Annotated in this window: 20 protein-coding genes; 8 read left to right on the forward strand and 12 right to left on the reverse strand. The window is 73.0% G+C overall.

The genetic code is table 11. From position 1 onward, the window contains the following. Window positions 1-218: 218 nt before the first annotated feature. On the forward strand, window positions 219-3,020 hold the full coding sequence (gene leuS, locus ACZ7GX_RS01010; RefSeq protein ID WP_498771413.1) for a leucine--tRNA ligase: 2,802 nt from the start codon (window positions 219-221) through the stop codon (window positions 3,018-3,020). A 21-nt stretch (window positions 3,021-3,041) separates the two neighbouring features. On the opposite strand, the gene ACZ7GX_RS01015 is transcribed toward leuS, so the two are convergent. Together ACZ7GX_RS01015 and ACZ7GX_RS01020 are read right to left on the reverse strand one after the other, a co-directional pair. After that, window positions 3,042-3,647 (reverse strand): hypothetical protein, encoded by a 606-nt coding sequence (locus ACZ7GX_RS01015; RefSeq protein ID WP_498771415.1) that lies wholly within the window; start codon window positions 3,645-3,647, stop codon window positions 3,042-3,044. 164 nt (window positions 3,648-3,811) lie between these two features. Continuing rightward, window positions 3,812-4,561: a TetR/AcrR family transcriptional regulator gene (locus ACZ7GX_RS01020; RefSeq protein WP_498771418.1), complete on the reverse strand. Its 750-nt coding sequence runs from the start codon at window positions 4,559-4,561 to the stop codon at window positions 3,812-3,814. Window positions 4,562-4,683: 122 nt separating this feature from the next. Here ACZ7GX_RS01020 and ACZ7GX_RS01025 point away from each other — a divergent pair, with 122 nt between their 5' ends. Beyond that, on the forward strand, window positions 4,684-6,813 hold the full coding sequence (locus tag ACZ7GX_RS01025; protein ID WP_498771420.1) for an MMPL family transporter: 2,130 nt from the start codon (window positions 4,684-4,686) through the stop codon (window positions 6,811-6,813). Window positions 6,814-6,829: 16 nt separating this feature from the next. Here ACZ7GX_RS01025 and ACZ7GX_RS01030 read toward each other — a convergent pair whose 3' ends face one another. Together ACZ7GX_RS01030 and ACZ7GX_RS01035 are read right to left on the reverse strand one after the other, a co-directional pair. Beyond that, window positions 6,830-7,816, reverse strand: coding sequence for an outer membrane protein assembly factor BamB family protein (locus ACZ7GX_RS01030; protein WP_498771422.1), 987 nt, complete (start codon window positions 7,814-7,816; stop codon window positions 6,830-6,832). A gap of 297 nt (window positions 7,817-8,113) precedes the next feature. Then, window positions 8,114-10,156: a DUF2339 domain-containing protein gene (locus ACZ7GX_RS01035; protein ID WP_498771424.1), complete on the reverse strand. Its 2,043-nt coding sequence runs from the start codon at window positions 10,154-10,156 to the stop codon at window positions 8,114-8,116. A 96-nt stretch (window positions 10,157-10,252) separates the two neighbouring features. Between ACZ7GX_RS01035 and ACZ7GX_RS01040 the strand changes: the two genes are divergently transcribed. Together ACZ7GX_RS01040 and ptsP are read left to right on the forward strand one after the other, a co-directional pair. Beyond that, entirely contained in the window at window positions 10,253-11,113 is an 861-nt protein-coding gene (locus ACZ7GX_RS01040; RefSeq protein WP_498771426.1) for a ribokinase, read from the forward strand. 277 nt (window positions 11,114-11,390) lie between these two features. Then, window positions 11,391-13,022 (forward strand): phosphoenolpyruvate--protein phosphotransferase, encoded by a 1,632-nt coding sequence (gene ptsP / locus ACZ7GX_RS01045; RefSeq protein WP_498771428.1) that lies wholly within the window; start codon window positions 11,391-11,393, stop codon window positions 13,020-13,022. Here ptsP and ACZ7GX_RS01050 read toward each other — a convergent pair. Then, the gene (locus tag ACZ7GX_RS01050) at window positions 13,016-13,888 is read right to left on the reverse strand and encodes a LysR family transcriptional regulator (protein ID WP_498771430.1); all 873 of its coding nucleotides are present in this window, start codon (window positions 13,886-13,888) and stop codon (window positions 13,016-13,018) included. The genes ptsP and ACZ7GX_RS01050 overlap by 7 nt on opposite strands. A gap of 51 nt (window positions 13,889-13,939) precedes the next feature. Here ACZ7GX_RS01050 and ACZ7GX_RS01055 point away from each other — a divergent pair, with 51 nt between their 5' ends. Further along, the gene (locus tag ACZ7GX_RS01055; protein ID WP_498771432.1) at window positions 13,940-14,134 is read left to right on the forward strand and encodes a hypothetical protein; all 195 of its coding nucleotides are present in this window, start codon (window positions 13,940-13,942) and stop codon (window positions 14,132-14,134) included. A 4-nt stretch (window positions 14,135-14,138) separates the two neighbouring features. On the opposite strand, the gene ACZ7GX_RS01060 is transcribed toward ACZ7GX_RS01055, so the two are convergent. Genes ACZ7GX_RS01060 through macS form a run of 6 tightly spaced genes read right to left on the reverse strand, consistent with a single transcriptional unit; the run spans window position 14,139 to window position 20,220 of the window. Next, window positions 14,139-15,317 (reverse strand): glycine C-acetyltransferase, encoded by a 1,179-nt coding sequence (locus ACZ7GX_RS01060; protein WP_498771434.1) that lies wholly within the window; start codon window positions 15,315-15,317, stop codon window positions 14,139-14,141. Then, on the reverse strand, window positions 15,317-16,351 hold the full coding sequence (gene tdh, locus ACZ7GX_RS01065; RefSeq protein ID WP_498771436.1) for an L-threonine 3-dehydrogenase: 1,035 nt from the start codon (window positions 16,349-16,351) through the stop codon (window positions 15,317-15,319). The genes ACZ7GX_RS01060 and tdh overlap by 1 nt, the downstream gene beginning before the upstream one ends. A gap of 36 nt (window positions 16,352-16,387) precedes the next feature. Next, window positions 16,388-17,851, reverse strand: a complete 1,464-nt coding sequence (locus ACZ7GX_RS01070) for an SDR family oxidoreductase (protein ID WP_498771438.1) — start codon at window positions 17,849-17,851, stop codon at window positions 16,388-16,390. A gap of 42 nt (window positions 17,852-17,893) precedes the next feature. Then, entirely contained in the window at window positions 17,894-18,463 is a 570-nt protein-coding gene (locus tag ACZ7GX_RS01075) for a DUF1707 SHOCT-like domain-containing protein (RefSeq protein WP_498771440.1), read from the reverse strand. A gap of 3 nt (window positions 18,464-18,466) precedes the next feature. Further along, window positions 18,467-19,117, reverse strand: coding sequence for a response regulator (locus tag ACZ7GX_RS01080; protein ID WP_498771442.1), 651 nt, complete (start codon window positions 19,115-19,117; stop codon window positions 18,467-18,469). Further along, window positions 19,114-20,220, reverse strand: a complete 1,107-nt coding sequence (gene macS / locus ACZ7GX_RS01085) for a MacS family sensor histidine kinase (RefSeq protein ID WP_498771444.1) — start codon at window positions 20,218-20,220, stop codon at window positions 19,114-19,116. Before macS ends, ACZ7GX_RS01080 begins: the two co-directional genes overlap by 4 nt. A 223-nt stretch (window positions 20,221-20,443) precedes the next feature. Here macS and ACZ7GX_RS01090 point away from each other — a divergent pair, with 223 nt between their 5' ends. Continuing rightward, window positions 20,444-21,640 (forward strand): GGDEF domain-containing protein, encoded by a 1,197-nt coding sequence (locus tag ACZ7GX_RS01090; protein WP_498771446.1) that lies wholly within the window; start codon window positions 20,444-20,446, stop codon window positions 21,638-21,640. Here ACZ7GX_RS01090 and ACZ7GX_RS01095 read toward each other — a convergent pair whose 3' ends face one another. Next, entirely contained in the window at window positions 21,641-22,822 is a 1,182-nt protein-coding gene (locus ACZ7GX_RS01095; RefSeq protein WP_498771958.1) for an AI-2E family transporter, read from the reverse strand. Window positions 22,823-22,992: 170 nt separating this feature from the next. On the opposite strand from ACZ7GX_RS01095, the gene ACZ7GX_RS01100 reads away from it, so the two are divergent. Both ACZ7GX_RS01100 and ACZ7GX_RS01105 read left to right on the forward strand, forming a co-directional pair. Then, window positions 22,993-25,188, forward strand: coding sequence for a hypothetical protein (locus tag ACZ7GX_RS01100; protein ID WP_498771448.1), 2,196 nt, complete (start codon window positions 22,993-22,995; stop codon window positions 25,186-25,188). Between the two features lie 169 nt (window positions 25,189-25,357). Then, window positions 25,358-26,155 carry a hypothetical protein gene (locus ACZ7GX_RS01105; RefSeq protein ID WP_498771450.1) on the forward strand — a complete coding sequence of 266 codons (798 nt, stop codon included), beginning with the start codon at window positions 25,358-25,360 and terminating at the stop codon, window positions 26,153-26,155. Window positions 26,156-26,307: the final 152 nt, after the last annotated feature.

Genomic DNA, 26,307 nt, shown 5'->3' on the forward strand with positions numbered 1-26,307 from the left:
GTGGGGCCGGCCCCGGGTTCGCGGGCCCACCGCGGCCTCACCCGGTGCAACGCACTTGCGCTGCGCTGATACCGTGGAGGACATGAGCAAGGCCCGCCTGCTCCTTAGCTAGCCGCGCAGACCTCGTCAGCCAGGTCCGCGCGGCAACCCCTCATGCCCTTCCGGGCTGGGGGGTTTCGTCATGTCAGGGGCAGGTACCGATGGAGAGGGACATCCCGATGAGCACCGACGCGGCGGACGCGACGCCCGCCTACCGCTACACCGCCCAGTTGGCGGGCGAGATCGAGCGGCGCTGGCAGCAGCACTGGGAGGAGGAGGGGACCTTCCACGCGCCGAACCCGGTCGGGCCGCTCAAGGGCGAGGTGCCGGCGGACAAGCTGTTCGTGCAGGACATGTTCCCCTACCCGTCGGGCGCGGGCCTGCACGTGGGCCACCCGCTGGGCTTCATCGGCACGGACGTGTTCGCCCGGTACCACCGGATGAACGGCCGCAACGTGCTGCACACGATGGGCTTCGACGCGTTCGGCCTGCCCGCCGAGCAGTACGCCGTGCAGACCGGGCAGCACCCGCGCAAGACCACCGAGGACAACATCCAGACCTACCTGCGGCAGATCCGCAGGCTGGGCCTGGGCCACGACGAGCGCCGCCGGATCTCCACCATCGACCCGGGCTACTACAAGTGGACCCAGTGGATCTTCCTGCAGATCTTCAACTCCTGGTACGACCCGGCGGCGGGCAAGGCCAGGCCGATCGCCGAGCTGGAGGCGCAGTTCGCGTCCGGTGAGCGGGCCACGCCCGACAAGCCGTGGGCCGAGATGACCCGCCCGGAGCGGGAGAAGCTGCTGGGGCAGCACCGCCTGGTGTACCTGTCCGAGGCGCCGGTGAACTGGTGCCCCGGCCTGGGCACCGTGCTGGCGAACGAGGAGGTCACCGCGGACGGCCGCAGCGAGCGCGGCAACTTCCCGGTGTTCCGGCGCTCCCTGCGCCAGTGGATGATGCGGATCACCGCGTACTCCGACCGGCTGATCGACGACCTGGACCGGCTGGACTGGCCGGACAAGATCAAGGCGATGCAGCGCAACTGGATCGGGCGCTCGCACGGCGCCCGGGTCAAGTTCGCCGTGGCCGGGCACGACGGCGTCGACGTCGAGGTGTTCACCACCCGGCCCGACACGCTGTTCGGCGCGACGTACATGGTGCTGGCGCCCGAGCACCCGCTGGTGGACGTGATCGCGTCCGCCGAGCAGGCCGACGCGATCGCCGCGTACCGCGCCGAGGTGTCGCGCAAGTCCGAGCTGGACCGGCAGGAGAACAAGGAGAAGACCGGCGTCTTCACCGGCGCGCACGCGGTCAACCCGGTCAACGGCGCGCGGATCCCGGTGTACCTGGCGGACTACGTGCTGATGGGCTACGGCACCGGCGCGATCATGGCGGTGCCCGGCCAGGACCAGCGCGACTGGGACTTCGCCAAGGCGTTCGACCTGCCGATCATCCGGACCGTGCAGCCGCCGGAGGACTTCGACGGCGAGGCGTACACGGGCTCCGGTCCGGCGGTGAACTCCAGCCACGAGAGCAGCGTGAGCCTGGACGGCCTGGACGTCGACGAGGCCAAGAAGAAGATCATCGCCTGGCTGGAGGAGCAGGGCCGGGGCGAGGGCACGGTGCAGTTCAAGCTGCGCGACTGGCTGTTCTCCCGGCAGCGGTACTGGGGCGAGCCGTTCCCGGTCGTGTACGACGCCGACGGCACGCCGATCGCGGTGCCGGAGTCGATGCTGCCGATCGAGCTGCCCGACGTGGACGACTACTCGCCGCGCACGTTCGACCCGGACGACGCGAACTCCGAGCCGTCGCCGCCGCTGTCGCGCGCCGAGGACTGGGTCACCGTCGAGCTGGACCTGGGCGACGGGCCCAAGCAGTACCGGCGCGAGACCAACACCATGCCCAACTGGGCGGGTTCGTGCTGGTACCAGCTGCGGTACGTGGACCCGACGGAGTCCGAGCGGTTCGTCAACGCGGAGAACGAGCGGTACTGGCTGGGCCCGCGCACCGACGAGCACGGCCCGTCCGACCCCGGCGGCGTCGACCTGTACATCGGCGGCGTGGAGCACGCGGTGCTGCACCTGCTGTACGCGCGGTTCTGGCAGAAGGTGCTGTTCGACCTGGGCCACGTGTCCGGCGACGAGCCGTACCGGCGGCTGTTCAACCAGGGCTACATCGAGGCCTACGCCTACCGCGACTCGCGCGGCACCCCCGTGCCCGCCGAGGAGGTGGAGGAGCGCGACGGCAAGTACTTCTTCGACGGCGAAGAGGTCAAGCGCGAGTACGGCAAGATGGGCAAGAGCCTGAAGAACGTCGTCACGCCGGACGAGATGTGCGAGAAGTACGGCGCCGACACGTTCCGGCTGTACGAGATGTCGATGGGCCCGATGGACGTCTCGCGGCCGTGGGCGACCAAGGACGTCGTCGGCGCGCAGCGGTTCCTGCAGCGGCTGTGGCGCAACCTGGTCGACGAGACCACGGGCGAGCCGCGGGTCACCGACGAGGACCCGGGCGAGGACGCGCTGCGGCTGCTGCACAAGACGATCGCGGGCGTGCACGACGACTTCGCGAACCTGCGCTACAACACGGCGGGCGCGAAGCTGATCGAGCTGAACAACCACGTCACCAAGCACTTCCCGGGCGGCGCGCCGCGCGCGCTGGCCGAGCCGCTGGCGCTGATGCTGGCGCCGTTGAGCCCGCACGTCGCCGAGGAGCTGTGGGCCAAGCTGGGCCACACCGACTCGCTGGCGCACGGCCCGTTCCCGGCGGCGGACGAGAAGTACCTGGTCGAGGACACGGTCGAGTACCCGATCCAGGTCAACGGCAAGGTGAAGGCGCGCGTGGTCGTGACGGCGTCGGCGTCGGCGACCGAGGTGGAGGCGGCGGCGCTGGCCGAGGAGAAGGTGGCCGAGCTGCTGAACGGCGGCTCGCCGCGCAAGGTGATCGTCGTGCCGGGCCGGTTGGTCAACGTGGTGCTGTAGCGGGGTTCGCGGACAGCCGGTTCACGGACGGGGCAACTGGGCGGCCACTTCGGTCATCGCGTCGAGCAGGTCCGGCTCGACGTGCCCGGTTGCCGGTTCGGACTCGGCGATCGTGATCGTGGTGTCCTTGATCTCCGACCAGTAGTGCGTGGCGGTGAACCGGACGTCCGGCATGCCGACCACCCCGCCGCCGAGCGGTTGCACGTCGCCGGAGCCCGCGACGTCGATGACCCGGTCGAACTGCCGGGCGTGGTTGCGGCCCGGGAACGTCACCCACACCACCGACACCACGGCCGCGTTGCCCGCCTGGTCGCCGACGGCGAGCAGGAGGCGGTCCAGCGACGTGCACGGGGTCTGGGCGAGGAAGTCGCGCACCTGGCCGAACGAGTTCGCCACGCAGTCGAGCTCCTGCTTGACCGCCTGCTTGCTGATCCCGACACCGAGGTGGCTCATCGCGCCTTCGGTGTCACCGCCGCGCGCCGCGCGCTTGGCGTCCCACTTGCGGACGCCGATGCTCTCCACCGGGGCCGCCGCCCCGCCTCCGCCGCTCGCGCCCGAGTTCAGCGCCGCGCCACCGGCCCCGCCCGCGCCCGCGAGGACGACGAGCACCGCGGCCACTAACGCCACGCCGCCGGATCCCTTGTCGGAACTCTTCCCCGCCACCATCCCCCCGCCCCGAGTCGTTCTCGCCGCTGCGGCCACCACATGCAACCCCGCCCGGGTGCCCCTGGTTGCGCCGCGGACGCGAAAAGCCCTCGAACGGCCCAGCAGGTATGCCCGGAAGTCGCAGCTCACGGACGCGTCAGGTGACGAAAACCCATCTCTCCCAGGATCTGCGCGAGCATCGAGTCGAACATCGGCTCGGGGTTGGACACCGCGAACGGGAAGCGGCCGAAGACCTCCAGGGCCACGTGACCGTAGATCCGCACCCACGACTGCGTGATGTGGTAGACCGCGCCGAGCGGCAGCACGCTCGCGTCCACCGCGACGCCGCGGTCGTTCACGGTGGCCAGCAGCACCTGCTGGAACGCCGCCAGGTCGGCGTGCAGGTTCTCCGGCGCGTCGTGGCCGAGGTCCTCCGGCAGCGGGTGGCTCGCGATCAGCCTGCCCGCGACCTCCAGGAACACCCGGCCGAACTGGTCGCCGACCTGGCCTCGGCCGTCCGGGGCGCAGGAGCCGAGCGCGTCCTCGGTGGAGGCGAACACCAGCGTGAACTCCTGCGGGTGCGCGAGCGCCCAGCGCCGGAAGCCCCGGCACACCGCGTAGACCTGCGCGCTGACGTCGTCCTCGTCGATGCCGTCGAGGTCGGCGTCGAGCTCGGCGGCCAGGTCCGTGCAGATGTCCTCGGCGAGCCGGCGGAGCAGGTCCTCGCGCGAGTCGTAGTACCGGTACAGCGCGGGGGCGGTGATGCCGACTTCACGTGCGATCGCACGCAGAGTGACGGCGTCCCGGCCGTGCTCCACGAGCAGGGCACGGGCCTGTCGCCGGATGTCACGCTCGGTCTCAGCGCGTAGCCGCTCACGGCGAGTGGCCTCGGTCATAAGTCACCCAATCAGGTTGTAAACACCGTTCACCCGGGTATAACTTCGGGACAGGTGAGTGAACACCGTTTACGTAGTTGACGCCATTCACCCAACCGTAACCCATCTGCCTGGGAGGACGCGTGTTCGCGAAGTGGGGATCGCTGGCGTACCGCCGCAGATGGGTGGTGTTGATCGCGACGGTGGCCCTGGCGGTGGTCGGCGGCATCTGGGGACTCGGCGTGTTCGACCGCCTCAGCCAGGGCGGCTACGAGGCGCCGACGAGCGAGGCCGCGCGGGCCAACCAGGTCGCGCAGGACGCGTTCGGCCGACAGGGCGGCGACGTGCTGGTGGTCTACAACACCACCGACCCCGCCAAGCTCCAGCAGATCGCCGGCGAGCTGGCCGACCTCCCGGCGGACGCCGTGCTGAAGGTGCAGCCGCCGTTCCCGTCGCCGCAGAGCGGCAAGTCGCTCGTCGTGATCACGCTGACCTCGGGTGACTCGAACACGCAGCTCAAGCAGTACGACCAGATCGCCGACCGGCTCCAGGTCGACGGGCTGGAGGCGCAGGTGGGCGGCCTGGTGCCGACCCAGAAGGCGATCAGCGACATGTCCGCCTCCGACCTGACCAAGGCCGAGGCCGTCTCGCTGCCGATCGTGCTCATCCTGCTGGTGATCATCTTCGGCGGCCTGGTCGCCGCGTCGCTGCCGGTGCTGGTGGGCGGTCTCGCGATCATGGGCTCGCTCGGCGTGCTGCACGCCGTCTCGCTGGTCGCCGACGTGAACTCGTTCGCGGTCAACGTGGCCAGCCTGCTCGGCCTCGGCATGGCGATCGACTACGGCCTGTTCATGGTCGGCCGGTTCCGCGAGGAGCTGGCCGCCGGCCGCGACACGCCGGATGCCGTGCGCCGGACGGTCATGTCGGCGGGCCGCACCGTGCTGTTCTCCGCGACGCTGCTGGTGATCGCGCTCGCCGGGCTCCTGCTGTTCCCGCACGGCTTCCTGAAGTCCCTGAGCTACGGCGGCATGTCGGCGGTGGCCATCGCGGCGGTCGTGTCGCTCACCCTGCTCCCCGCGTTGCTGGCCGTCCTGGGCCACCGCGTGGACAAGCTCGCCCTGCCGTGGCGCAAGAAGGCCGCCGGCGGAACCGGCAACCAGCCGAAGGTGCCGTCCGAGGCAGGCTGGCGCAGGCTCGCCGCCCGGGTGATGAAGCGGCCGGTGCTGTTCGCGCTGCCGATCGTGCTGGTCCTGCTCGCGCTCGGCTCGCCGTTCCTCGGCGTGAAGTTCGGCGAGGTCACCGAGAAGGTGCTGCCCGAGGGCAACCCGGCGCGCGTCGCCGCGGAGACGGTCAACGAGGACTTCGCCGCGCTGTCCAACTCCGGCTTCAAGATCGTGATCACCGGCGACCCGTCGCCCGCCGCCGTGCAGGAGTTCGTCGGCGACGTCGCCGCGGTGCCCGGTGTCGGCGAGGCGCAGGTCGCGGCGGAGCCGGCCGACGGCGTCTGGCTGGTCAACGCCGGGCTGGACCAGGACGCGTTGAGCGACGAGTCCAAGCAGGCGCTGCGGGACGTGCGGGCGCTCGCCGGGCCCGGTGACGAGGTGCTCGTCGGCGGCAGCACGGCGATGGTGAGCGACAGCCTCGACGCCATCGGCGAGAAGCTGCCGCTGATGATCGTGCTGCTGGTCGGCGCGACGTTCGTGCTGATGTTCCTGGCGTTCGGGTCCGTGCTGCTGCCGATCAAGGCCGTGGTGATGAGCGCGCTGAGCCTGTCGGCCACGTTCGGCGTGCTGGTGTGGGTGTTCCAGGACGGGCACGGCGCGTCGCTGCTCGGCGTCACGCCCGCGCCGCTGGAGTCCGGGATCGTGGTGCTGATGGCGGCCGTGGTCTTCGGGTTGTCCACGGACTACGAGGTGTTCCTGCTGTCCCGGATGGTCGAGGCGCGCGGTCGCGGCGCGTCGACCGAGGAGGCGGTGACCACCGGTCTGGCGAAGACCGGCCGGGTGATCACGGCCGCGGCGCTGCTGCTGATCGTGGTGACGGGCGCGTTCGCGTTCTCGCAGATCACGATGATGCGGTTCGTCGGCGTCGGCATGATCCTCGCGCTCGCGCTGGACGCCACCGTGGTGCGGATGCTGCTCGTGCCCGCCGTGATGAAGATGCTCGGCGACGCCGCGTGGTGGGCCCCGGGGCCGTTGCGGCGGATCCAGGAGCGGATGGCGATCCACGAGGAGGCGCCGGTGGAGGACGAGCGGCTGCCGCAGCACGTCTAGGCGGTCGGTCGGCGTCTCAGGAGTGGTCGACCGGTTCGAACGCGATGGCCGTGGCGGTGACGCCGCGGCCACCGTCGTTCAACCCGCCGAGCTGGAACGTGGTCAGCACCCGGTTGTCGGCGCTGTCCAGCACGGTCGCGGTGTTGCCGCTGGACAGGAACACGCGGCGGTCGCCGGGCGCGATGGCCAGCGCCTTCGCCCTGAGCCGCAACGACTTCGCGGCGCGGGTCGTGGTGTCGACGACGGCCACGCGGCGGTTGAGGGCCACGTAGACGCGGCGGCCGTCCGGGGTGACCGCGATGCTGCCCGCGCCCTTGCCGACCGGCGTCGACCAGCGCAGCTCGTCGGTGCGCGCGTCGATCATGGAGACGGTGCCGCCGCCCTCGCCGACGTCGAGCGAGCTGACGTAGACCGCGGCGCCGTCCGGGCTGACCGCGACGTGCTGCGGCATCCCCTCGACGTCGATCGTGGTCCGCGGGCTCGCGGTCTCGGTGTCGAGCACGCTCACCGTGCCGTCCTGCGCGTTGGCCACGTACAGCCGGCGGCCGTCGGGCGTGACCGCGATGCCCTGCGGCTGCCCGCCCGCCCTGATCGCCGCGACCAGGCGGAACGTCGACGGGTCGACCACCGCCACCGCGCCGCTGCCGGTGACGTAGAGGCGTTCGCCGTCCGGGCGCAGCACCGCCTGCGCGAGCTGCGCGCGGGCGTCGATGCGCCCGACGACCTTGCCCGCCACCGGGTCGACCGCCGTGATCACGCCCGCCCAGCCGTTGACCACGTACACCCGCCGGCCACCCGGCGCGACCGCCGCGCCCGTGGTCCACGCGCCGGTGTTGGCGCTCGCCACGACCCGGCCGTCGGTGGTGTCGAGCACCTGCACCCGGCCGTCGTGGGTGATCACGTAGGCCCGGGGCGCGGGTGTGCCGGCGACGGTGACGACGTGCGACCGCTCCTGGCCGGCGGCGGAGAGCGCGGCGGCGAGGAGGACGGCTGCGGTGCCCATGGCTGCGGTGCGTCGTCGTCCCCACATGGCTGGATGGGAACACCGCCGCGCGGTCGGGTTCCACCCTCGTCCTACGGACGGGTGCCTTTTGGTGCCGGACCGGGTGATGGGGTCGGGCTGCCGCCCGCGGCGGCGGGACGGGCGGCAACGGCGGCGGTGCGCCCGGCGCCGGTCGCTCGGGGGGCGAAACGACCGACGCCGGACCCCTGCCGGTGCCGGAGCACCGGTGGTCGTACCCCGACGACGTAGACCTCTACACCAGGTTGACGCAGTCCGGGCCGTTTTGGATCCCGAGAGCTACGAATCAGCCGAAATTCGCCGAGTTGCCACCAGCTTGGCGTAACGCGTGCCCGCCGTCAGGAGGACGAGGCCCGCGCCGATGAACGCGAGCACGCGCGCGATGCCGTCCAACGCGGCCATGTCGAACAGCAGCAACTTCGCCACCGCCGCGCCGACCAGCACCAACCCGGCCACCCGCAGGGACTTCCGGTCGATGCCGCGCACCAGCAGCACCAGCGCGGCGACCGTCCACGACACCGTCACGATCGAGTGACCGAAGAGGAATCCGGTCACGTCCTGCGACACCAGCAGCGCACCGCACAACACGACACCGGCCGCCGCGTACAGCAGGACGACACCCGTGACGATCCACGGGAACGGGTGCCTGCCCAGGATCCCCAGGCCCGAAGCGACCCACGGCAGCACGACCACGAGCACCCCGAGGACCAGCGCGGTCAGCATGCCGGACACCAGGAACCCCGAGCTGTCCACGCGCCACGGTTCGTCCAGCAGCAGTCGCGGCGGCACGGCGTGCGCGACGGTGAGCAGGAAACCGATGGCGCCGAACACGAGCGAGCCGAGCAGCGGACCGCGCGACGCGAGGACCTTGGCCAGGAACGCCAGCACCAGGGCCTCGGCCAGCACCACCGCGGCCCGCGTGCCGCCGTCCAGGGCGATCGTCGTGGCCTGGAACAACGCGAACACGCCGACCGCGCCGACGGCCGCGGTGAAGTTCTTCGGCAACGAGCGCCGACCGGCCGCCCACAGCGCGAGCATCAGCACCGCGACCGCGCCGGCGACACCCGCGCCGAGGGTGCGGTCCAGGACGGCGGTGGTGAGCAGGGCGGGCAGCGGCGACCCGACGGCGAGGGCGAGCGCGGTGGTGTCGGCGGGTCGGGCGTTGATGGTGAGCACGGCGGCGGCCACGCCGATCACGGCGGCGAGCAAGGAGATCCCGGCCAGCGCGTACTCGTCCGTGCGGCCGATCACCAGGACCGAGGCGATCAGCGGCGGCACGCCCGCGGTGACCGCGAGCCACGGCCAGTCGCGCTTGAGGTGCACCGGGCTCGCCGCGATCTTCAGGACCAGCAGGAACGCCACGAGCAGCGGCGTGAACCCCTGCGTGAGGACGGGTGCGCACACGGCGCAGGCCGCGACCACGCCGATGGCGAGGGCGGCCGAGTCCCAGCGCAGCGCGAGCAGCAGCCCGCCGCCCGCGATGAGCAGGCCCGCGGCCAGACCCCCGCCTTCGGGCAGGTAGTCGTAGATCGAGGTGGCGGCGATGACGTCCAGGTAGAGCACGGCGATGCCGGTGGCGGCGAGGGCGAACGCGCCGGTGCGGCCGGCCGGGGTGCGGTGCAGCCACAGGCCGAGGCCGACCAGCACGCCGCCGAGCGCGGCGCCGCCGAGGACGCGGGGCAGGGGGCCGAGGTAGCCGCGTTGGACGGCCAGGACCAGGAGGAGGACGACGCCGAGCAGCGTGACCGCGCCGCCGACCCAGGCGAGGAGCTTGCTGCCCGCGCCGTCCTTGGCGAGGCGGTCGAAGAGCGTGGGGCCGGGCGGCGGCGGAGGGGTCGGTGGCCAGTACGGGGCGGGTTGGCCCCAGCCCTGCGGCGGGCCCTGGAGTGGACCCTGCGGTGGTGGTGCGTAGCCGGGCTGGGGCGCGGGGTAGGCCGTCGGGCCGTTCGGGTGGGCGGGCGGTCGGGGCGCCGTCGGGTAGGTGGGAGCGGCCGGCTGGGCCGGGGCGTGCGCGGTCTGGGCCGGCGCGTGCGCGGTCTGGGCCGGTTCGGTCTGCCGTGGGGCGGGCGCGGTCGGCTCACTCGCGGGCGCGCCCGTCACCGGTGCACTGGCCACTGGCGCATCGGTCACGGGCGCGCTGGTCACGGGCGTGCCGGAGGTAGGTGCGGCCGCCGTGCCGGGGGCGAGCGGAGCGGTCGACGTCGTCACCGCTTGGGCGCTGCCGACCCGGTGCAGTTCCTGGCCCACCGCCTCCAAGCGGCGGCCGAGGTGCCCGAGTTCGTCCGCGAGCCTCGTCAACGGGTCCTGCCCAGTACCGGTCATGTGACCAGAGTCGCCCGGATCCGGTGTATCCGGAATCCGTACCACTACTCAACCCGGTACCGAACCGGTCACGCCGGGACCTGGCACAGTGCCACCGTGACTGTTCTCGTGCTCGGTTCGGCCAACGCGGACCTCGTCGTCTCGGTGCCACGCCGACCCGCCGGCGGTGAGACTGTGCTCGGCGGCGACACCGTCGTCCTGCCCGGTGGCAAGGGCGCGAACACCGCCGTGGCCGCCGCTCGGCTGGGCGCGTCGGTGGCGTTCGCAGGTGCGGTGGGCGGGGACCAGTACGGGGAGTTGTTGTTGGGCTCCCTGTCGTCGTCGGGTGTGCGGACCGATTTCGTGCGCACGTCCTCCCGGCCCACGGGCTTGGCCTACATCACCGTGACGCCGGACGGTGAGAACTCGATCGTCGTCGCCCCCGGCGCCAACTCCGACCTCGGTGTGTCCGATGTGGACGCCCTGACCTGGGACGACGTGTCGGTGCTGGTGTGCTCCCTGGAGGTGCCCGTGCCGACCGTGTCGCACGCCGTGCGGGTGGCGGCGTCCCACGGCGTCCGGCCGGTGCTGAACCTGTCGCCGGTGGTCGAGGTGCCCGCGGAGACGATGGCGCTGCTGGACCCGCTGATCGTGAACGAGCACGAGGCGGCGTCGCTGGCGTCGTCGTTCGAAGGGCTGCTGGCGTTGGGCCCGAAGTCCGCCGTGGTCACGCTGGGCGCCCGCGGCGCGGCCGTCATCACACCGTCCGGTGTGGTCGAGGTCGGCGCGCCCGCGGTGTCCGTTGTGGACACGACGGGTGCCGGCGACGCGTTCGCCGGCGCCCTGGCGGTCGCCCTGTCGTCCGACTCGTCCCTACCGGAAGCCGCCACCTTCGCCGCCCGCGTCGCCGCCCACTCGGTGACCTCGGCCGGCGCCCAACCCTCCTACCCGACCCTGGCCCAACTGCGAACCGGATGAACCCGCACCACCGACCACCCGGAAATGTCGGACCTCGCCGGCAGAATGAAAGCAAGGGATCCCCTTGGCGGGGACCCCTGCGAAGCCCTTCCGCACAGTTCCGGCCGGTTCCGGCCGGGGCGAAGGCGGGGCGAGGGCAGGGGTGGGCGTGTGCTGGGGTGGCTGGGCGCTGCTGCCGTGGCCGGGCTGCCGATGTAGCGGGCCGGGTAGCGGGTTCGGGGTCGGTGGCGTTGGCTTGTCCTTCACGTCCCGTCGACCTGAGGGTATGGTCTAGACCATGTCGAGTGCGCGGCTGAGTGGTGTCGGGGTGAGTTCCGGGCGGGCGTCGGGGCCCGTGGTCCGGGTCGCCGAGCCCCTGGGGGAACCGCCGGTCGGGCCCGCGCCGGCGGATCCGGTGGCCGAGGCGGCGCGGATCAGGCCCGCGGCGGAGGTGGTGGTGGCCCGGTTGCGCGAACGGGCCGCCGCGGCGAGCGGTGACGCGAAGGACGTGTTGGAGACCACGGCGGCGATGGCGGCCGACCCCGCGTTGCTGTCCCAGGCCGAGAAGCTGGTCACGTCCGACTCCCTGCCCGCCGCACGGGCCGTGCACCAGGCCGCCGGCGGGTTCATCACGGCACTCGAAGCGGCGGGCGGGTACATGGCCGAACGGGCCCGCGACGTCCGCGACGTCCGCGACCGGCTGGTCGCCGAACTGCTCGGCGTGGCCGCGCCCGGTGTGCCGTCGCTTGCCTCGCCGTCCGTGCTGGTGGCCCGCGACCTGGCCCCCGCCGACACCGCCGGCCTCGACCCGGCCAAGGTGCTGGCCCTGGTCACCGAGGAGGGCGGACCCACCTCGCACACCGCGATCCTGGCCCGGTCGCTCGGCATCCCGGCCGTGGTGGCGTGCCGCGGCGTGCTCGACCTCGACGTGCCCGCCCTGCTCGTGGACGGCGACACCGGCGTGGTGCAGGCCTCCGACGGCACGGTCCGCGCGGCGCACGTCGCGGGCCGGGCGGAGTGGAACGGCGTCGGCGTGCTGCGCGACGGGTACCGGGTGAAGGTGCTCGGCAACGTCGGCTCCCCCGCCGACGCGGTCGCGGCGGCGGCCGGTGGCGCGGAGGGCGTCGGCCTGTTCCGGACCGAGTTCTGCTTCCTGTCCGCCGCGACCGAGCCGTCGGTGGCCGAGCAGCGCGAGGCGTACGCGGCGGTGCTGGCGCCGTTCGCGGGCAAGCCCGTCGTGGTCCGCACGCTGGACGCGGGCGCGGACAAGCCGCTGCCGTTCCTGGCGCCCGAGCCGGAGCCGAACCCCGCCTTGGGCGTGCGCGGCCTCCGGGTCGCCTTCGACCGCCCCGACGTGCTGGAACGCCAGCTCGAAGCGATCGCGCTCGCGGCCGCCGACACCGACGCCGACGTGTCGGTGATGGCGCCGATGGTCGCCACCGCCGCCGAGGCCGCGTGGTTCGCCGAACGGGCGCGCGCGGCCGGCATCCGGCGCGCGGGCGTGATGATCGAGATCCCGGCGGCGGCCCTGAGCGCCCACGAGGTGCTGGCCGCGGTCGACTTCGTCTCCATCGGCACCAACGACCTGGCCCAGTACGTGTTCGCGGCGGACCGGCAGGTCGGCGCGGTGGCCGCGCTCAACGACCCGTGGCAGCCCGCCCTGCTGCGGCTGATCAAGCTGGTCGGCGACGCGGGCACGGCCGCGGGCAAGCCGGTGGGCGTCTGCGGTGAGGCCGCCGCCGATCCGCTGCTGGCGTGCGTGCTGACCGGGTTGGGCGTGACGAGCCTGTCGATGAACCACACGGCGCTGGCGGGCGTGGGCGCGAAGCTCGCCTCGACCAGCTTCGACCTGTGCCAGCTGGCAGCCCGCGGCGCGGTGGCGGCGGCGGACCCGGCGTCGGCGAAGCTGGCGGCCCGCGCCCCTCACTGACCGACGGCGTCCAGCAGGGCGTCCCGGACCAGCTGGATCAACGGGTGGTCCTCGCTGCCCCGGCGAACGGCCGCGACCACCCGCCGCAACGGCGCCGTGCCGCGCACGGGCACGCCGCGCACGGCGTTGCGGGGCACCAGAGCCACCCCCGCGCCCGCCCGCACCAACGCGCCGATGGCCCGGAAGTCGTCGGACGTGTGCGTGATCCGCGGCGCGAAACCGGCGTCCTCGCACGCCAGCTGCACGACGTCGCGCACCGGGTTGCCGGGCAGCGTCACGACCCAGTCGTCGTCCGCGAGGTCGGCCAGGTCCACCTCCGCCCGACCGGCCAACGGGTGCGCCGGCGGCAGCACCACGTCGAACGGCTCGGTGTAGAGCGGGAACCGGGTCAGCCGCCGGTCGTCGGTGCGCAGCCGGTACTCCTCGGTGATCGCCAGGTCGATCTCGCCGTCGAGCAGCAGCGGCACGCTGGCGTGCCCCTCCACGTCGCGCACCCGCAGCGTCACGTCCGGCGCGGTCACCCGCAGCGCGGCCAGCGCGGGCGCGACGACCTGCGTGATCGCCGACGCGAAGCTGCCGACCTCGACCCGCCCGGTCGCGCCGGAGGTGAACGCGGCCAGCGTCGCCTGCGCCCGCTCCAGCTCCGCGGCCACCGCGTTGGCGTGCCGGACCAGCAGCTCGCCGGCGGCGGTCAACGACACCCGCCGGCCACGCCGCCGCAGCAGCTCGTGCCCCACCTCGGACTCCAGGGCGGCCAGCTGCTGCGACACCGCGGACGGCGTGAGGTGCAGGGCCTGCGCCGCCGCCGTCACGGTGCCGTGGTCGGCGAGCGCGCGCAGCACCCGCAGCCGTCGTGGGTCGATCACGGGTACGTCGCCACGACGTGCACGCCCAGCCCGCGTGCGGTACCAAGAGCCATGCGTTCGCTCCGCGCCACGGAATCGATCATCGCCGGTCTCGGCCTGCTCGTGCTGGTCGTGTTCGGCTTCGTCGTGCCCAGCGCCCGGGCGGGCGAGCCGGAGATGAACGGCGTCGTGGTGACCCTCACGATCCTGGTGTCGGCGATCCTGCTCGTGTTCGCCGGCATCTGGGGCCCCGGCGGCAAGAAGTGAGCCCTCACATCCGGTCGCGGGCCGCGATGAACGCGTCCACGGCGCGGTTCACGTCGTCGGTCGAGTGGGCCGCCGACATCTGGGTCCGGATCCGCGCCTTGCCGTGCGGCACGACGGGGTACGAGAAGCCGATCACGTAGATGCCCTGCTCCAGCAGCAGGTCGGCCATCCGGGACGCCTCGGCCGCGTCGCCGATCATCACCGGGATGATCGGGTGCTCGCCCGGCAGCAGGTCGAAGCCCGCCTCGGTCATCCGCGAGCGGAACAGCGCGGTGTTCTCGCGCAGCCTGGTCAGCAGCTCGCCGGACGAGCTGAGCAGGTCGAGCGCGGCGATCGCGGCGGCGGTGATCGACGGCGCCAGCGAGTTGGAGAACAGGTACGGCCGCGACCGCTGCCGCAGCATCTCCACGATCTCCGCCCGCCCGGAGGTGTAGCCGCCGGACGCGCCGCCCAGCGCCTTGCCGAGCGTGCCGGTGACGATGTCCACCCGGTCCTGCACGCCGAACAGCTCGGGGGTGCCGCGACCGTTCGGGCCGGTGAAGCCGACCGCGTGCGAGTCGTCGACCATCACCAGCGCGTCGTACCGCTCGGCCAGGTCGCAGATCTCGTCCAGCGGCGCGAGGTAGCCGTCCATGGAGAACACGCCGTCGGTCGCGACCAGCCGGTAGCGGGCGTCGGCGGAGTCCTTGAGCTGCCGCTCCAGGTCGTCCATGTCCCGGTTCTTGTACCGGTACCGGCGGGCCTTGGACAGCCGCACGCCGTCGATGATCGACGCGTGGTTCAGCTCGTCGGAGATGATCGCGTCGTCCGCGCCGAGCAGGGTCTCGAACAGGCCGCCGTTGGCGTCGAAGCACGAGCTGTAGAGGATCGTGTCCTCGGTGCCCAGGAACTGCGAGAGCCGCAGCTCCAGCTCCTTGTGGGGTTCCTGCGTGCCGCAGATGAACCGCACGGACGCCATGCCGAAGCCCCACCGGTCCAACGCCTCGTGCGCGGCCTCGACCAGCCGCGGGTGGTCGGCCAGGCCCAGGTAGTTGTTGGCGCAGAAGTTCAGCACCTCGGCGCCGGAGCCGACGCGCACGGCGGCGTTCTGCGGCGTGCCGATCACCCGTTCCGCCTTGTAGAGCCCGGCCGCGCGGATCTCGTCCAGGCCGGTCCGCAGGTCCTCGCGCATCGCGCCGTACATCAGTGAGCTCCCGTCCAGTCGAGGATGACCTTGCCGCACTTGCCCTCGCGCGCCGTCGCGAACGCCTCGTCGAAGGCCGTGTAGTCGAACCGGTGCGTGATCACCGGCGACAGGTCGAGGCCGCGTTGCAGCAGCACGGACATCGAGTACCAGGTCTCGAACATCTCCCGGCCGTAGATGCCCTTGATCTGGAGCATCTTGAGCACGACGCTGCTCCAGTCGACCGCGAACTCCTCGGCGGGCAGGCCGAGGATGGCGACCCGGCCGCCGTGCGCCATGTTGCCGATCATCTCCTGCAGCGCGACCGGCTTGCCGGACATCTCCATGCCGACGTCGAAGCCCTCGGACATGCCGAGCTCGGTCTGCGCGTCGGCGATCGTGCGCTCGGTGACGTCGAGCGCGAGGTCGACGCCGACCTTGCGGGCCAGGTCCAGCCGGTGCTCGCTGACGTCCGTGATGACGACGTTGCGCGCGCCCGCGTGCTTGGCCACGGCCGCCGCCATGATCCCGATCGGGCCGGCGCCGGTGATCAGCACGTCCTCGCCGATGACCGGGAACGACAGCGCGGTGTGCACGGCGTTGCCGAAGGGGTCGAAGATCGCGGCCACGTCCAGGTCGACGGGCGCGCGGTGCACCCAGGCGTTCTGCTCGGGCAGCACCACGTACTGCGCGAACGCGCCGTCGCTGTGCACGCCGAGGCCGCGGGTGTTGGCGCACAGGTGCCGGCGGCCCGCCTTGCAGTTGCGGCACGTGCCGCAGACCAGGTGGCCCTCGCCGCTGACCAGGTCGCCGACCTTCACCCCGGTCACCGCGGCGCCCGTCTCGACCACCTCGCCGACGAACTCGTGCCCGAGCACGAGCGGCGCGCTGATGTTGTGCGCGGCCCACTCGTCCCACGAGTCGATGTGCAGGTCCGTGCCGCAGATGCCGGTGCGCAGGACCCGGACCACCACGTCACCGGTGCCGGGGGTGGGGTCCGGGACGTCGGTCAACGACAACCCCGGCCCGGCGGTCGCCTTGACCAGTGCCTTCATGCGGGCGAGTGTGCTCCCACCCTCTTGTGCAGTCCATCAGGACTTTCTGAATTCACTCGTAAGTTCAGCTTCACAGGTGATGTTGCGGGCCATGCCGCCGAACACCACCCCGTGGAACGGCCACACCAGCCACCAGTACACGTGCCCGGCCAGCCCGCGCGGCACGAACACCGCCCGTTGCCGGTAGGTCGACCCGCCGCCGTCGGCCGCCGCGACCCGCAGCTCCAGCCAGGCCAGCCCCGGCACCCGCATCTCCGCGCGCAACCGCAGCAGCCGTCCCCGGTCGAGCTCCTCCACCCGCCAGAAGTCCAGCGCCTCGCCGACGTGCAGGCGCCGGGGGTCACGCCGCCCGCGCCGCAGCCCGACACCGCCGACCAGCCGGTCGAGCCACCCGCGCACCGCCCAGGCCAGGGGGAACGAGTACCAGCCGTGCTCGCCGCCGATGCCCTCCACGACCTGCCACAGCCGCTCCGGTGACGCGGCGGTCCGCCGTTCCCGCACGTCCACGTACGACGAGCCGCCGGACCAGTCGGGGTCGGACGGCAGCGGGTCGGCGGGCGCACCCGGCACCGACGCCCCCGACCAGCGGGTCTCCACGTCCGCGTCGCGGACCTTCGCCAGCGCGAGCGCCACCGCCCGGTCGTAGCCGGTGTTCGCGCCCGGCAGGTACGCCTCGATGTCGTGCTCCCGGCACACCACCTCGTGCACCAGCGACTCGATCAGCGGCGACGCGATCGACCGCGGCACCGGCGTGACCAGGTTGACCCAGTGCGCGGACAGGCGCGGCGTGAGCACCGGCACCGGCAGCACGCGCCGCCGGCGCAGCCCGGCCACCTCCGCGTACCGGAGCATCATCTCCAGGTAGGTCAGCACGTCCGGGCCGCCGATGTCGAACGTCCGGTTCACCTCGGCCGGCAGCCCCACCGCGTCGACCAGGTACCGCAGCACGTCCCGCACCGCGATCGGCTGGACCCGGTTGCGCACCCAGCGCGGCGTGACCATGACCGGCAGGCGTTCGGCGAGGTAGCGCAGCATCTCGAAGCTCGCCGAGCCGGACCCGATGACCACCGCCGCCTGCAGCACCACCGCGGGCACCGGGCCGCGCAGGAACACGTCCCCGACCTCCTTGCGCGAGGCCAGGTGGGGCGACAGCGCCACGCCCGGCGGGTGCAGTCCGCCCAGGTAGACGATCCGCCGCACCCCCGCGTCCGCCGCGGCGCGCGCCGTGTTCTCCGCGGCACGCCGGTCCGCGTCGACGAAGTCCGGATCGCTCAACGAGTGCACGAGGTAGTGCACGACGTCGACGTCCCGCATCGCGGCGTCCAGCGAGGCCGGGTCGAGCACGTCGCCGCGCACGACCTCGACCTGCCCGGCCCACGGCACGTCCCGCAGCTTGCGCGGGTCGCGGACCAGGCACCTGACCCGGTGGCCCGCCGCGACCAGCCGGGGCACGAGCCGTCCGCCGAGGTAGCCGGTCGCGCCGGTGACGAGGCAGTGCACCCCACGATCCTCACCGCGCGACGGCCGGAGCGCACGACGGGGTCAGGCGTGCCGGAACCAGCGGGTCTTCTTCTTGATCTCCACGTTGCCCGCGCGCACCAGGCCGTGCACGACGAAGTGCGGTCGGCCGTTCACGCCCGTGCCGACCTTGTCCTTCAGGTTGCTCGCGGCCAGCTCCACGCCGTCGGCGTTGACCGTCGCGCCCTCCGGCAGCACCAGCTTCACCGAACCGGCCGTCACGTCCAGCTCGATGTCCACCACCGCGTGCGGGATGGACGCCTCGCGGAAGTCCAGGTCCGTCGACCCCATCCGGCTGCGCACGACGAGCTGCCGCGGCACCGTCCAGTTGCCCTTGCGGTTGACCGTCGACATGGTCGCCTTCAGCTCCTGCCGGTCGGCGGGCACGGCGAGCACCTGCTCGTTGTGCACCATGCCCGGCAGGTCCAGCAGCACGGCGTTGAGCTGGCCGCGGGTTCGCGCGGCCAGCGCCGTGTCGGTGCGCTCGGTGAACTCGTCCAGCGTGATCAGGCCGCGGCCGATCGCCTTCTGCAGCAGGCCGACGACGTGCTCCCGCTCGGCGTCGGACACCCGGAAGTCCCTGGGGTCGGTCATGGGTCAGCCCTCCGGCTCGACGTCGAGCCCGTGCTCGATCGCGTACCGCGCCAGCTCGACGCGGTTGTGCAGTTGCAGCTTGCGCAGGGTGGACTGCACGTGGTTCTCCACCGTGCGGTGCGAGATGACCAGCCGGTTCGCGATCTGCCGCGCCGTCAGGCCCTTGGCCACCAGCCGCAGCACCTCGGTCTCGCGCTCGGTGAGCTGCGGCTTGTCGTCGTCGGGCGTGGCGGCCATCCGCCGGTACTCGCCGAGCACCAGCCCCGCCAGCCCGGCGGTGAACACCGCGTCACCGGCCGCGGTCCGGTTCACCGCCTCCACCAGCTCCTCGGCCGACGCCGACTTCACCAGGTAACCGGACGCGCCCGCCTTCACCGCCTCCAGCACGTCGCTGTGCTCGCCGCTCGCGGACAGCACCAGCACCCGGGTGCCCTCCAGCGACCCGGTGATCATCGTCGTCGCCTCCACCCCCGTCGTCTCGCCGAGGTTGAGGTCCATCAGCACCACGTCGGGACGCACCGCGCGGGCGATCCGCACGGCCGACGCGGCGTCGCCCGCGGTCGCGACCACCTCGAAACCGCGTTCGGCCAGGTCGCGCGCGACACCGTCGCGCCACAGCGGGTGGTCGTCCACCACCATCACGGACACGCTCATCTGTAGACCCGCACCTCCCACTCGGCGCCCTCCCCCGGCCCCGTCTGCAGCTCAAGGGTCCCACGCAGCGCCTCGACCCGGCCCCGGATGGACTGGGCGACGCCCATCCGCCCCTCCGCCTCGGCGGATGCCAGCCGGCCCTCGGGGATGCCGGGGCCGTCGTCGCGCACGCTGATCACGACCTCGTCGCCGAGGTCCTCCAGCAGCACCCACGCCCGCGCGTCCGGGCCCGCGTGCTTGTCCACGTTGGACAGGGCCTCGCGCACCACGGCGGTCAGCTCGAACGCCGTGCCCGCGGGCAGCATCACCCGGGTGGCCGGTGTGGACACGTGGAACCGGGACGTGGCGAGCAGCTGCAACGCCGGCCGCAGGTCCGCGTCGCCGTCCACGGTGGACTCGGTCGGCGCGGCGGCCACCAGCGACCGCAGCGCGACTTCCTGCTCACCGGCCAGCTCGGCCAGTTCCGCCGCCTCGCCGCCGAGCTCCGCGCCGCGCTTGCGCACGCGGGCCAGCACTTGCAGCACACCGTCGTGAATGGACCGGGCCAGCCGCTCGCGCTCCGCCGTGGCCGCCTCGGTCCGCAACGCCTGCGCCAGCCGCACCGCCGTGCGGCGCGCCGTGGACGACGCCATGCCGACCACGAAACCCGCGCCCGCCAACAGGACCACGTCCCGCACCAGGTCGACGGTGAGCCCGCCCCGGTTGAGGTAGGTGCTCAGGCCGACCGCGAACCCGGACACCGCGCCCGCGACCTGCCCGCCGAGCGCGCCCGCCGCCACCGGCGGCCCGGCCGCCCAGATCGTGGTGATCAGCGGGACGTCGAACAGGAACTGAGCATCCGTCATGATCAGCGGCGAGAGGGACATCAGGCCGCACGTGACCGCGACGTCCGCCACCACGATCCACGTCCGACGCCCGCTCTCCCGGCTGTACGCCTGGATGGTGAACACCGACCAGAGGGCCATCGCCGCGATCGTCGCCCACGCGAGCCACTGGCGCTCGTAGTAGTTGTGCTGGACGATCACGTTGCCCAAAGCGAACAGGAACGTCACTACGCGTAGCGCTACCGTTCCCCGCCAGAGGTGCGCGACCGGGTCCTCCATGGCCGCTGTCCCCTGGTCGGATGGCTTTGTGTGCACGGTGTGCTCCCTTCACCCCCAATATTGCCGTGTCGGAGTGGCGTAGCTAACCCCCAGGTGGCCGTCTGTTCCGATACCGACACATGTGGAAGGCTGGCGGGAGTCACCGAGCGTGATCTCACGGGTCTGATCGTCTCCGGGGGTGGGGATCACGTCGGCGGGCTGCTGCGGCGAGGGAGGGCCGAGCGTGCGCCACTGGCCACTGTGGACGCTGAAGCGCTCCGCGCTGGCCTACTGGCTGCTCGTGGACCTGCTCGCGCTGGCCGTCGTGGTCTACGCGATCGTCACGTCGCCGCAGCCCTCGCCCGGCGAGGTCGGCCGGTTCGCGGCGATCGCGGGCACCGCCGGCGCGGTGATCATCGGCAGCTCGATCTACAGCCACCGGGCGGGCGAGGCCGCGCGCAACCCGTGGGCCGCCCACCTGTGCTACCTCACCGCGGGCCTGGTCGCGCTGCCGTGCAACCTGCTCGTCCTGCTCCTCTTCGGCCCCGCGCTGCACGGCGTGCTGACCCAGCGCCCCGAGTCGCACCGCTGGGTGTTCACGCTGTCCGCGACCACGCTGGCCGTGTTCGCCACCCGCTACGTCATCGGCTGGGCCGAGCCGCGCACGGACCTCGTCGTCATGGTGCTCGGCGCGACCGTGCTGCTGGTGCTCCGCGCCGGCGTGATCGCGACCGGCCTGAAGCTGCGCAGCCCGCGCGCCCGCGGCGAGGAGGTCATCGGCGAGCCGATCGACGTGGTGCTCGGCATCGTCGCGGTGAGCATCGGCGGCCTGATGGGCTTCGTCGCCGTCACCACCCCGGTGCACGCGCTGATGGCCGGCCCGCCGCTGGCCCTGCTGGAACGGGCGGCGCAGCTGCCGCAGTGGCGGCGCTCGGCCCAGCGCGACGCGAAGACCGGCCTGGCCAACGCCGTGCACTGGGACAGCCGGGCCCGGTACGAGCTGTCCAAGGCACGGGCGCGCGAGCGTCCGATGGCCGTGATGCTGCTCGACCTCGACCACTTCAAGCGGGTCAACGACGAGGTCGGCCACCTGGCGGGCGACTCGGCGCTCAGCGCGGTCGCCCTGCTGCTGACCGGCACGGTCCGGCGCGGCGACCTGGTCGGCCGCTTCGGCGGCGAGGAGTTCGTCGTGCTCCTGCCGGACGCGGAGCCCGCCGTCGCCCGGTCCGTCGCCCAGCGCGTGCGGCACGCCGTGGCCGGCCTGGCCGTGCCCACCGTCGGCACGGACGGCCGGGAGCACCTGCTCACCGGCCTCACCGTGAGCATCGGCGTGGCGACCACCCAGCGGTTCGGCTACGAGCTGCCGGACCTGCTGGTGGCCGCCGACGCCGCGCTGCTCGCGGCCAAGGGCTACGGCCGCAACCTGGTCGAGATGGCCTGACTACGGCCGCCCGGCGTCCGGGCGCCCGCGGTCGGTGTCGTCCGACAGGGCGTCCTGGATCCGGTCGACGACTCCTTCGTCGTCGACGCGCTCACCGCCCGTGTCGACCGGACCGCTCTCCTGCGGCTCCAGCACGTCGACCTGGCGCGGCTCCACGTCCCGGTCCGACTCCGACAGCAACGACCTGATCCCCGAGTTCAGCACCGCCAGCAGCGGCACGGACAGCAGCGCGCCCGCGATGCCGCCCACGACGAGGCCGGTGGTGATCGCCAGCACCACGGCCAGCGGGTGCAGCTTCACCGCGCGCCCCAGCAGCAGCGGTTGCAGCACGTGGCTCTCCAGCTGCATCACGCCGATGAGCACGGCCAGGATGATCAGCGCCTCGATCGGCCCGTTGGCCACCAGCGCCACCAGCACCGCCACCGCGCCGGTGATCACCGCGCCCACGATCGGGATGAACGCGCCGAGGAACACCAGCGCCGACAGCGGCACCACCAGCGGCACGTCCACGATCCACAGGCCGATGCCGACGCCGACCGCGTCCACGACCGCCACCAGCGCGGTCGCCCGCACGTACGACACGAGCGAGGCGAAACCGCGCCGCCCCGCCACGTCGGCCCGACCGCGCACGTCGCGCGGCACGATCCGGATCAGGAACCGCCAGATCGCGTCACCGTCGTGCAGGAAGAAGATGAGCGTGAACAGGGCGAGGATCAGCCCGGTCAGCAGCTCGCCGACGGTGGCCGCCGTGGTGAGCGCCCCCGAGGTGATCTCGGTCTGGTTCTCCTTGACCGTCTCCACCACCCGGTCCAGGTACTGCTGGAGCTGGACGTCGCTCAGGTGCAGCGGCCCGTCCTTGAGCCAGCCGCGGATGGTGTCCAGGCTCGCGCTGACCTGCTCCTGCAGCTGCGGCAGGCCCTTGGAGAACTCGGTGATCACGAACGTCAGCACGCCGCCCACGACCGCGATGCCGCCGACGAGCACCACGCCCGTGGCCACGCCGCGCGGGATGCCCGCCCGGTTCAACTGCGACACCGCGGGCGACAGCAGCGCCGCCAGCAGCAGCGCCACCCCGGTCGGGATGACGATCGTGGCCATGAACCCGACCACGTGGAACACCACGTAGAGCGCCGCGACCACGGCCACGAACCGCCAACTCAGGGCAGCCGAGACGCGCAGCATCCGCGGCACCCTCTCGCTGATCTCATCACTCCTGGTCACGCCGATCACGGTAGCCGCACCGATCCTCGCGAGTGGGCCGGTCGGAGACGGTCGGGTGCATGTCGAAAGCCACGTTTCGGATTGCGGCAAACGCCGGCGGAACCGGCGCGGCGGGTGATCGGATCGCAGGCGTGACCGCCGAGGAGACTGCCGAGGACGCCGTCCGCGCCGCGTTCGCCGCCGGACGTTCGCTGCGGTTCGACCCCAGGAGGCCCCAGCGCGAGCGCACGGTCCGCGGCGAGCTGCTGTCCGGGCTGCTCACCGAGGGCGGCCCGCGGACCGCCGCGCTGAGGCTGGTCGGCGCGAACGTCGTCGGCTCGTTCGCGCTGGAGGGCGCGCGGGTCGACCACGTGGTCGACTTCCTGGACTGCTCCTTCGAACGGCCGCCGGACCTGCGCATGGCCCGCCTGGTCGGCCTGCGCATGCGCGGCTGCAAGGTGCCCGGCCTGTGGGGCCGCAACCTGCGCGTCGGCAGCGACCTGGTGCTGGAGGCGGGCTTCACCAGCGACGGCGTGGTCGACCTGACCGACGCCTCGGTCGACGGCACGTTCCGGCTGGCCGGCGCCGTGCTGCGGAACCGGGGCGGCGACCACGCCCTGCTCGCCGCGCGCATCCGCCTGTCCGGCTCGTTGCAGGCCATCGCGCTGCGCGCGGGCGGCGAGGTGCGGCTGCGCGGCGCGGACGTCGGCGGCAACGTGCACCTCGGCGGCGCCCGCCTGCTCAACGCCGGCCAGAACGCCCTGGACGCCACCGGCGTCGCCATCGCGGGCACCCTGTTCTGCGACGCCGAGGGCGGCCGGTTCACCGCCGAGGGCCGCATCCTGCTCGACGGCGCGCGGATCGGCGGCAGCGCCGTGTTCTCCGGCGCCCGCCTGCACGCCAGCGTCGTCGACCGACCGGTCCTGGTGATCCCGCGCGGCACCGCCGACGAGGCCGCCGCGCTCGTCGCCGACCGGATGCGGGTGGAGGGCAACGTCGAGCTGGACGACGGCTTCACCTCCTCCGGCACGGTCCGCCTGCCCAACGCCGAGATCGGCGGCTACCTGCGGCTGTCCGGCGCGGTGATCGGCCGCCGGGACGCGGTGGAGGACCAGGCGGAGGACACCGGCGAGGTCGTCCAGCGCATCCCGGTCGCCCTGCACGCGGACGGCATCCAGGTGCGCGGCGACCTCGAAGCGCGCGGCGCGGTCAACGGCGGCTTCCACGGCGACGGCGAGCGCGACGCCGCGCTGAAGGCCTACGGCCAGGTGCGCCTGGTGGACGCGCACGTGCGGGGGAGCGCGTCCCTGTCCGGCGTCGAGCTGCACGGGCCGGGCATCGACGTCCTGTTCGCCGACCGGCTGCGCGTCGGCGGCACGCTGTTCCTCCGCGACCTGCGCGCCCGCGGCTCGCTGCGCCTGCAGAACGCCGAGATCGGCTCCACCCTCGACTGCTCCGGCGCGTCCCTGCTCGCGCCGCGCCGCCGCCCCGACGGCACGGTGAAGCCGTCGCTGGACGCCCGCGTGGCCACCATCGGCAAGGACTTCCTGTGCAGCCACGGGTTCACCGCCGCGGGCGGCGTCCGGATCAGGCTCGCCGAGGTCGGCAAGATGGCCACGTTCGCGGGCGCGCGCCTGGGCGGTCCGGGCAGCGACATCGCGTTGAACGCCTACGGCCTCACGGTGAGCCAGCTCGTGCTGAGGCTCTCGGAGGACCGGATCCCGGTGGGCCGGGTCGTGCTGACGCGGGTCGGCGCGGCGACCGTGATGGACGGGCCGGGGCTGTGGGCGGCCACCGGCGGCGTCGACGTGGAGGACTTCACGTTCAGCTCGATCTCGTCCACGCCGCACGTGGACGTGCGCACCCGGCTGCGCTGGCTGCGCGAGGTGCAGCCGGACTTCGCGCCCGGACCCTACGAGCAGCTGGCCGCGGTGTACCGCGACGGCGGCGAGGAGGAGCTGGCGCAGCTCGTGCAGCTGGAGAAGCAGCACCGGCGCTACTCGGAGCTCGGCGTGGCCGGCCGGGTCTGGGGCTTCCTGCAGCGCTGGACGGTCGGCTACGGCTACCGGCCGTGGCTCGCGATCGCCTGGCTGACCGCGTTCTGGCTGGTGGGCACGGCCTGGTTCCTCGGGCACGAGATGCCGAAGCTCAACGAGGACGAGTCGCCGTCCTGGAACGCCTGGCTGCTGTCGATGGACCTGCTGATCCCGATCGTGGACCTCGGCCAGGACGGCAAGTGGAAGTTCAGCGGCGCCTCGCAGTGGATCTCCAGCACCCTGATCGCGGTCGGCTGGATCCTGGCGTCCACGGCCGCCGCCGGCGCGGCCAGGGTCCTCAAGCGCGTCTGATCACTCACCGTCACGGTCGGGAACACAGTGTGTTCGTCACACGATCCGGCGAACCAGGTGTGAATGGAGTGCGCCCGCGCCTCGCCTGCTGGCAGTCTCTCGTCGTCGGCTTGATCACCTCGATCACGTCGCCGGCGAATCCCAGTGCTCTTCGGCGGAGGTTCCAGCGATGTCGTGCGTTGACCAGCGAGCGGGAACGGGGGCGGGCCGCGTTCGGCGGCTGCTCTCCCGCGCCCTGCTGGTCGTCGGCGGCACCCTGGCCGGCACCGCCGCGGCCTGGGCGTTGTCCGCCACGGCGGCGTCGGCGCAGATCCCGGTCGTCGACCCGGTCACCGGGATCGCGCACGACTCGCTGCCGCCACGTGCGGCGGAGGGCCCGGTCGAGGCCGCGTTGGCCCCGGTCGGCCGGGCCGTGCACGACCTCGACACGGCGCTGAGCACCCCCCGGGTGCCCGAGCCGAGCCCGCCCGACCTGCGTCGGGTCGCGGAGGACATCCGCGACACCGTCGGGGGCGTGCGCGACTGGTTCCGGCACCCCGCGTCCGAGCAGGCGCCCGTCGACGTGGTCGTCGGCGGCACCGTGACGCGGCACGTCACCGAGACCACCCCGGCCGCCACCGCCGTGCCGGTTCCCGCCGGCACCCCGGTGGTGCAGGGGGTGTTCGGCAAGCTCAGCCGATCCTGGCTGGACGCGCCGCGGCCGCAGGTCGTCGCGCCGTCCGGCGACGACGGGCCCTCCCTGCCGGGAGACCCGTCCGGACTGCCGTCCATGCCGTTCGCGCCGCTCGGCGCGCCGGCCCACTGCTCCTGCGGTGGCGACGGCTCCGGCTCCTCCGGCGGCGGCAACGGCTCGTACACGGCCGCCTCCGCCGACCGCCTCGACCCCGCGGTGGCCCGGGCCTCGTCCCCCGCCACCGAGCGGAACACCGTGACGCCGGGCAAGCAGCCCGGCAGCACGCCCGACTGACCACAGCGCGCGGTCCGCGGCAGCTCATCGACGAGCTGACCCGGTGCTCGACCGTCGCGCCGCTCGCGTGCGCTCCCACACCGGTCGAGATGCCGCGCTCCCCCTGAAGAACAGACCCGGGTGGTCGTCGCCCCCGACGCGGTCGCCGCGTC

This window comes from Actinosynnema sp. NPDC037264, assembly GCF_055603705.1.

Excerpts from the sequence above, each read along its gene's own strand:
- ptsP (WP_498771428.1), top strand. The coding sequence starts at position 11,391 with ATGTCGAGTGCGCGGCTGAGTGGTGTCGGGGTGAGTTCCGGGCGGGCG.
- tdh (WP_498771436.1), bottom strand. The coding sequence starts at position 16,351 with ATGAAGGCACTGGTCAAGGCGACCGCCGGGCCGGGGTTGTCGTTGACC.
- ACZ7GX_RS01095 (WP_498771958.1), bottom strand. The coding sequence starts at position 22,822 with ATGCTGCGCGTCTCGGCTGCCCTGAGTTGGCGGTTCGTGGCCGTGGTC.
- ACZ7GX_RS01030 (WP_498771422.1), bottom strand. The coding sequence starts at position 7,816 with ATGGGCACCGCAGCCGTCCTCCTCGCCGCCGCGCTCTCCGCCGCCGGC.
- ACZ7GX_RS01105 (WP_498771450.1), top strand. The coding sequence starts at position 25,358 with ATGTCGTGCGTTGACCAGCGAGCGGGAACGGGGGCGGGCCGCGTTCGG.
- ACZ7GX_RS01035 (WP_498771424.1), bottom strand. The coding sequence starts at position 10,156 with ATGACCGGTACTGGGCAGGACCCGTTGACGAGGCTCGCGGACGAACTC.
- ACZ7GX_RS01020 (WP_498771418.1), bottom strand. The coding sequence starts at position 4,561 with ATGACCGAGGCCACTCGCCGTGAGCGGCTACGCGCTGAGACCGAGCGT.
- ACZ7GX_RS01075 (WP_498771440.1), bottom strand. The coding sequence starts at position 18,463 with ATGACCGACCCCAGGGACTTCCGGGTGTCCGACGCCGAGCGGGAGCAC.
- macS (WP_498771444.1), bottom strand. The coding sequence starts at position 20,220 with ATGGAGGACCCGGTCGCGCACCTCTGGCGGGGAACGGTAGCGCTACGC.
- leuS (WP_498771413.1), top strand. The coding sequence starts at position 219 with ATGAGCACCGACGCGGCGGACGCGACGCCCGCCTACCGCTACACCGCC.
- ACZ7GX_RS01060 (WP_498771434.1), bottom strand. The coding sequence starts at position 15,317 with ATGTACGGCGCGATGCGCGAGGACCTGCGGACCGGCCTGGACGAGATC.
- ACZ7GX_RS01055 (WP_498771432.1), top strand. The coding sequence starts at position 13,940 with ATGCGTTCGCTCCGCGCCACGGAATCGATCATCGCCGGTCTCGGCCTG.
- ACZ7GX_RS01080 (WP_498771442.1), bottom strand. The coding sequence starts at position 19,117 with ATGAGCGTGTCCGTGATGGTGGTGGACGACCACCCGCTGTGGCGCGAC.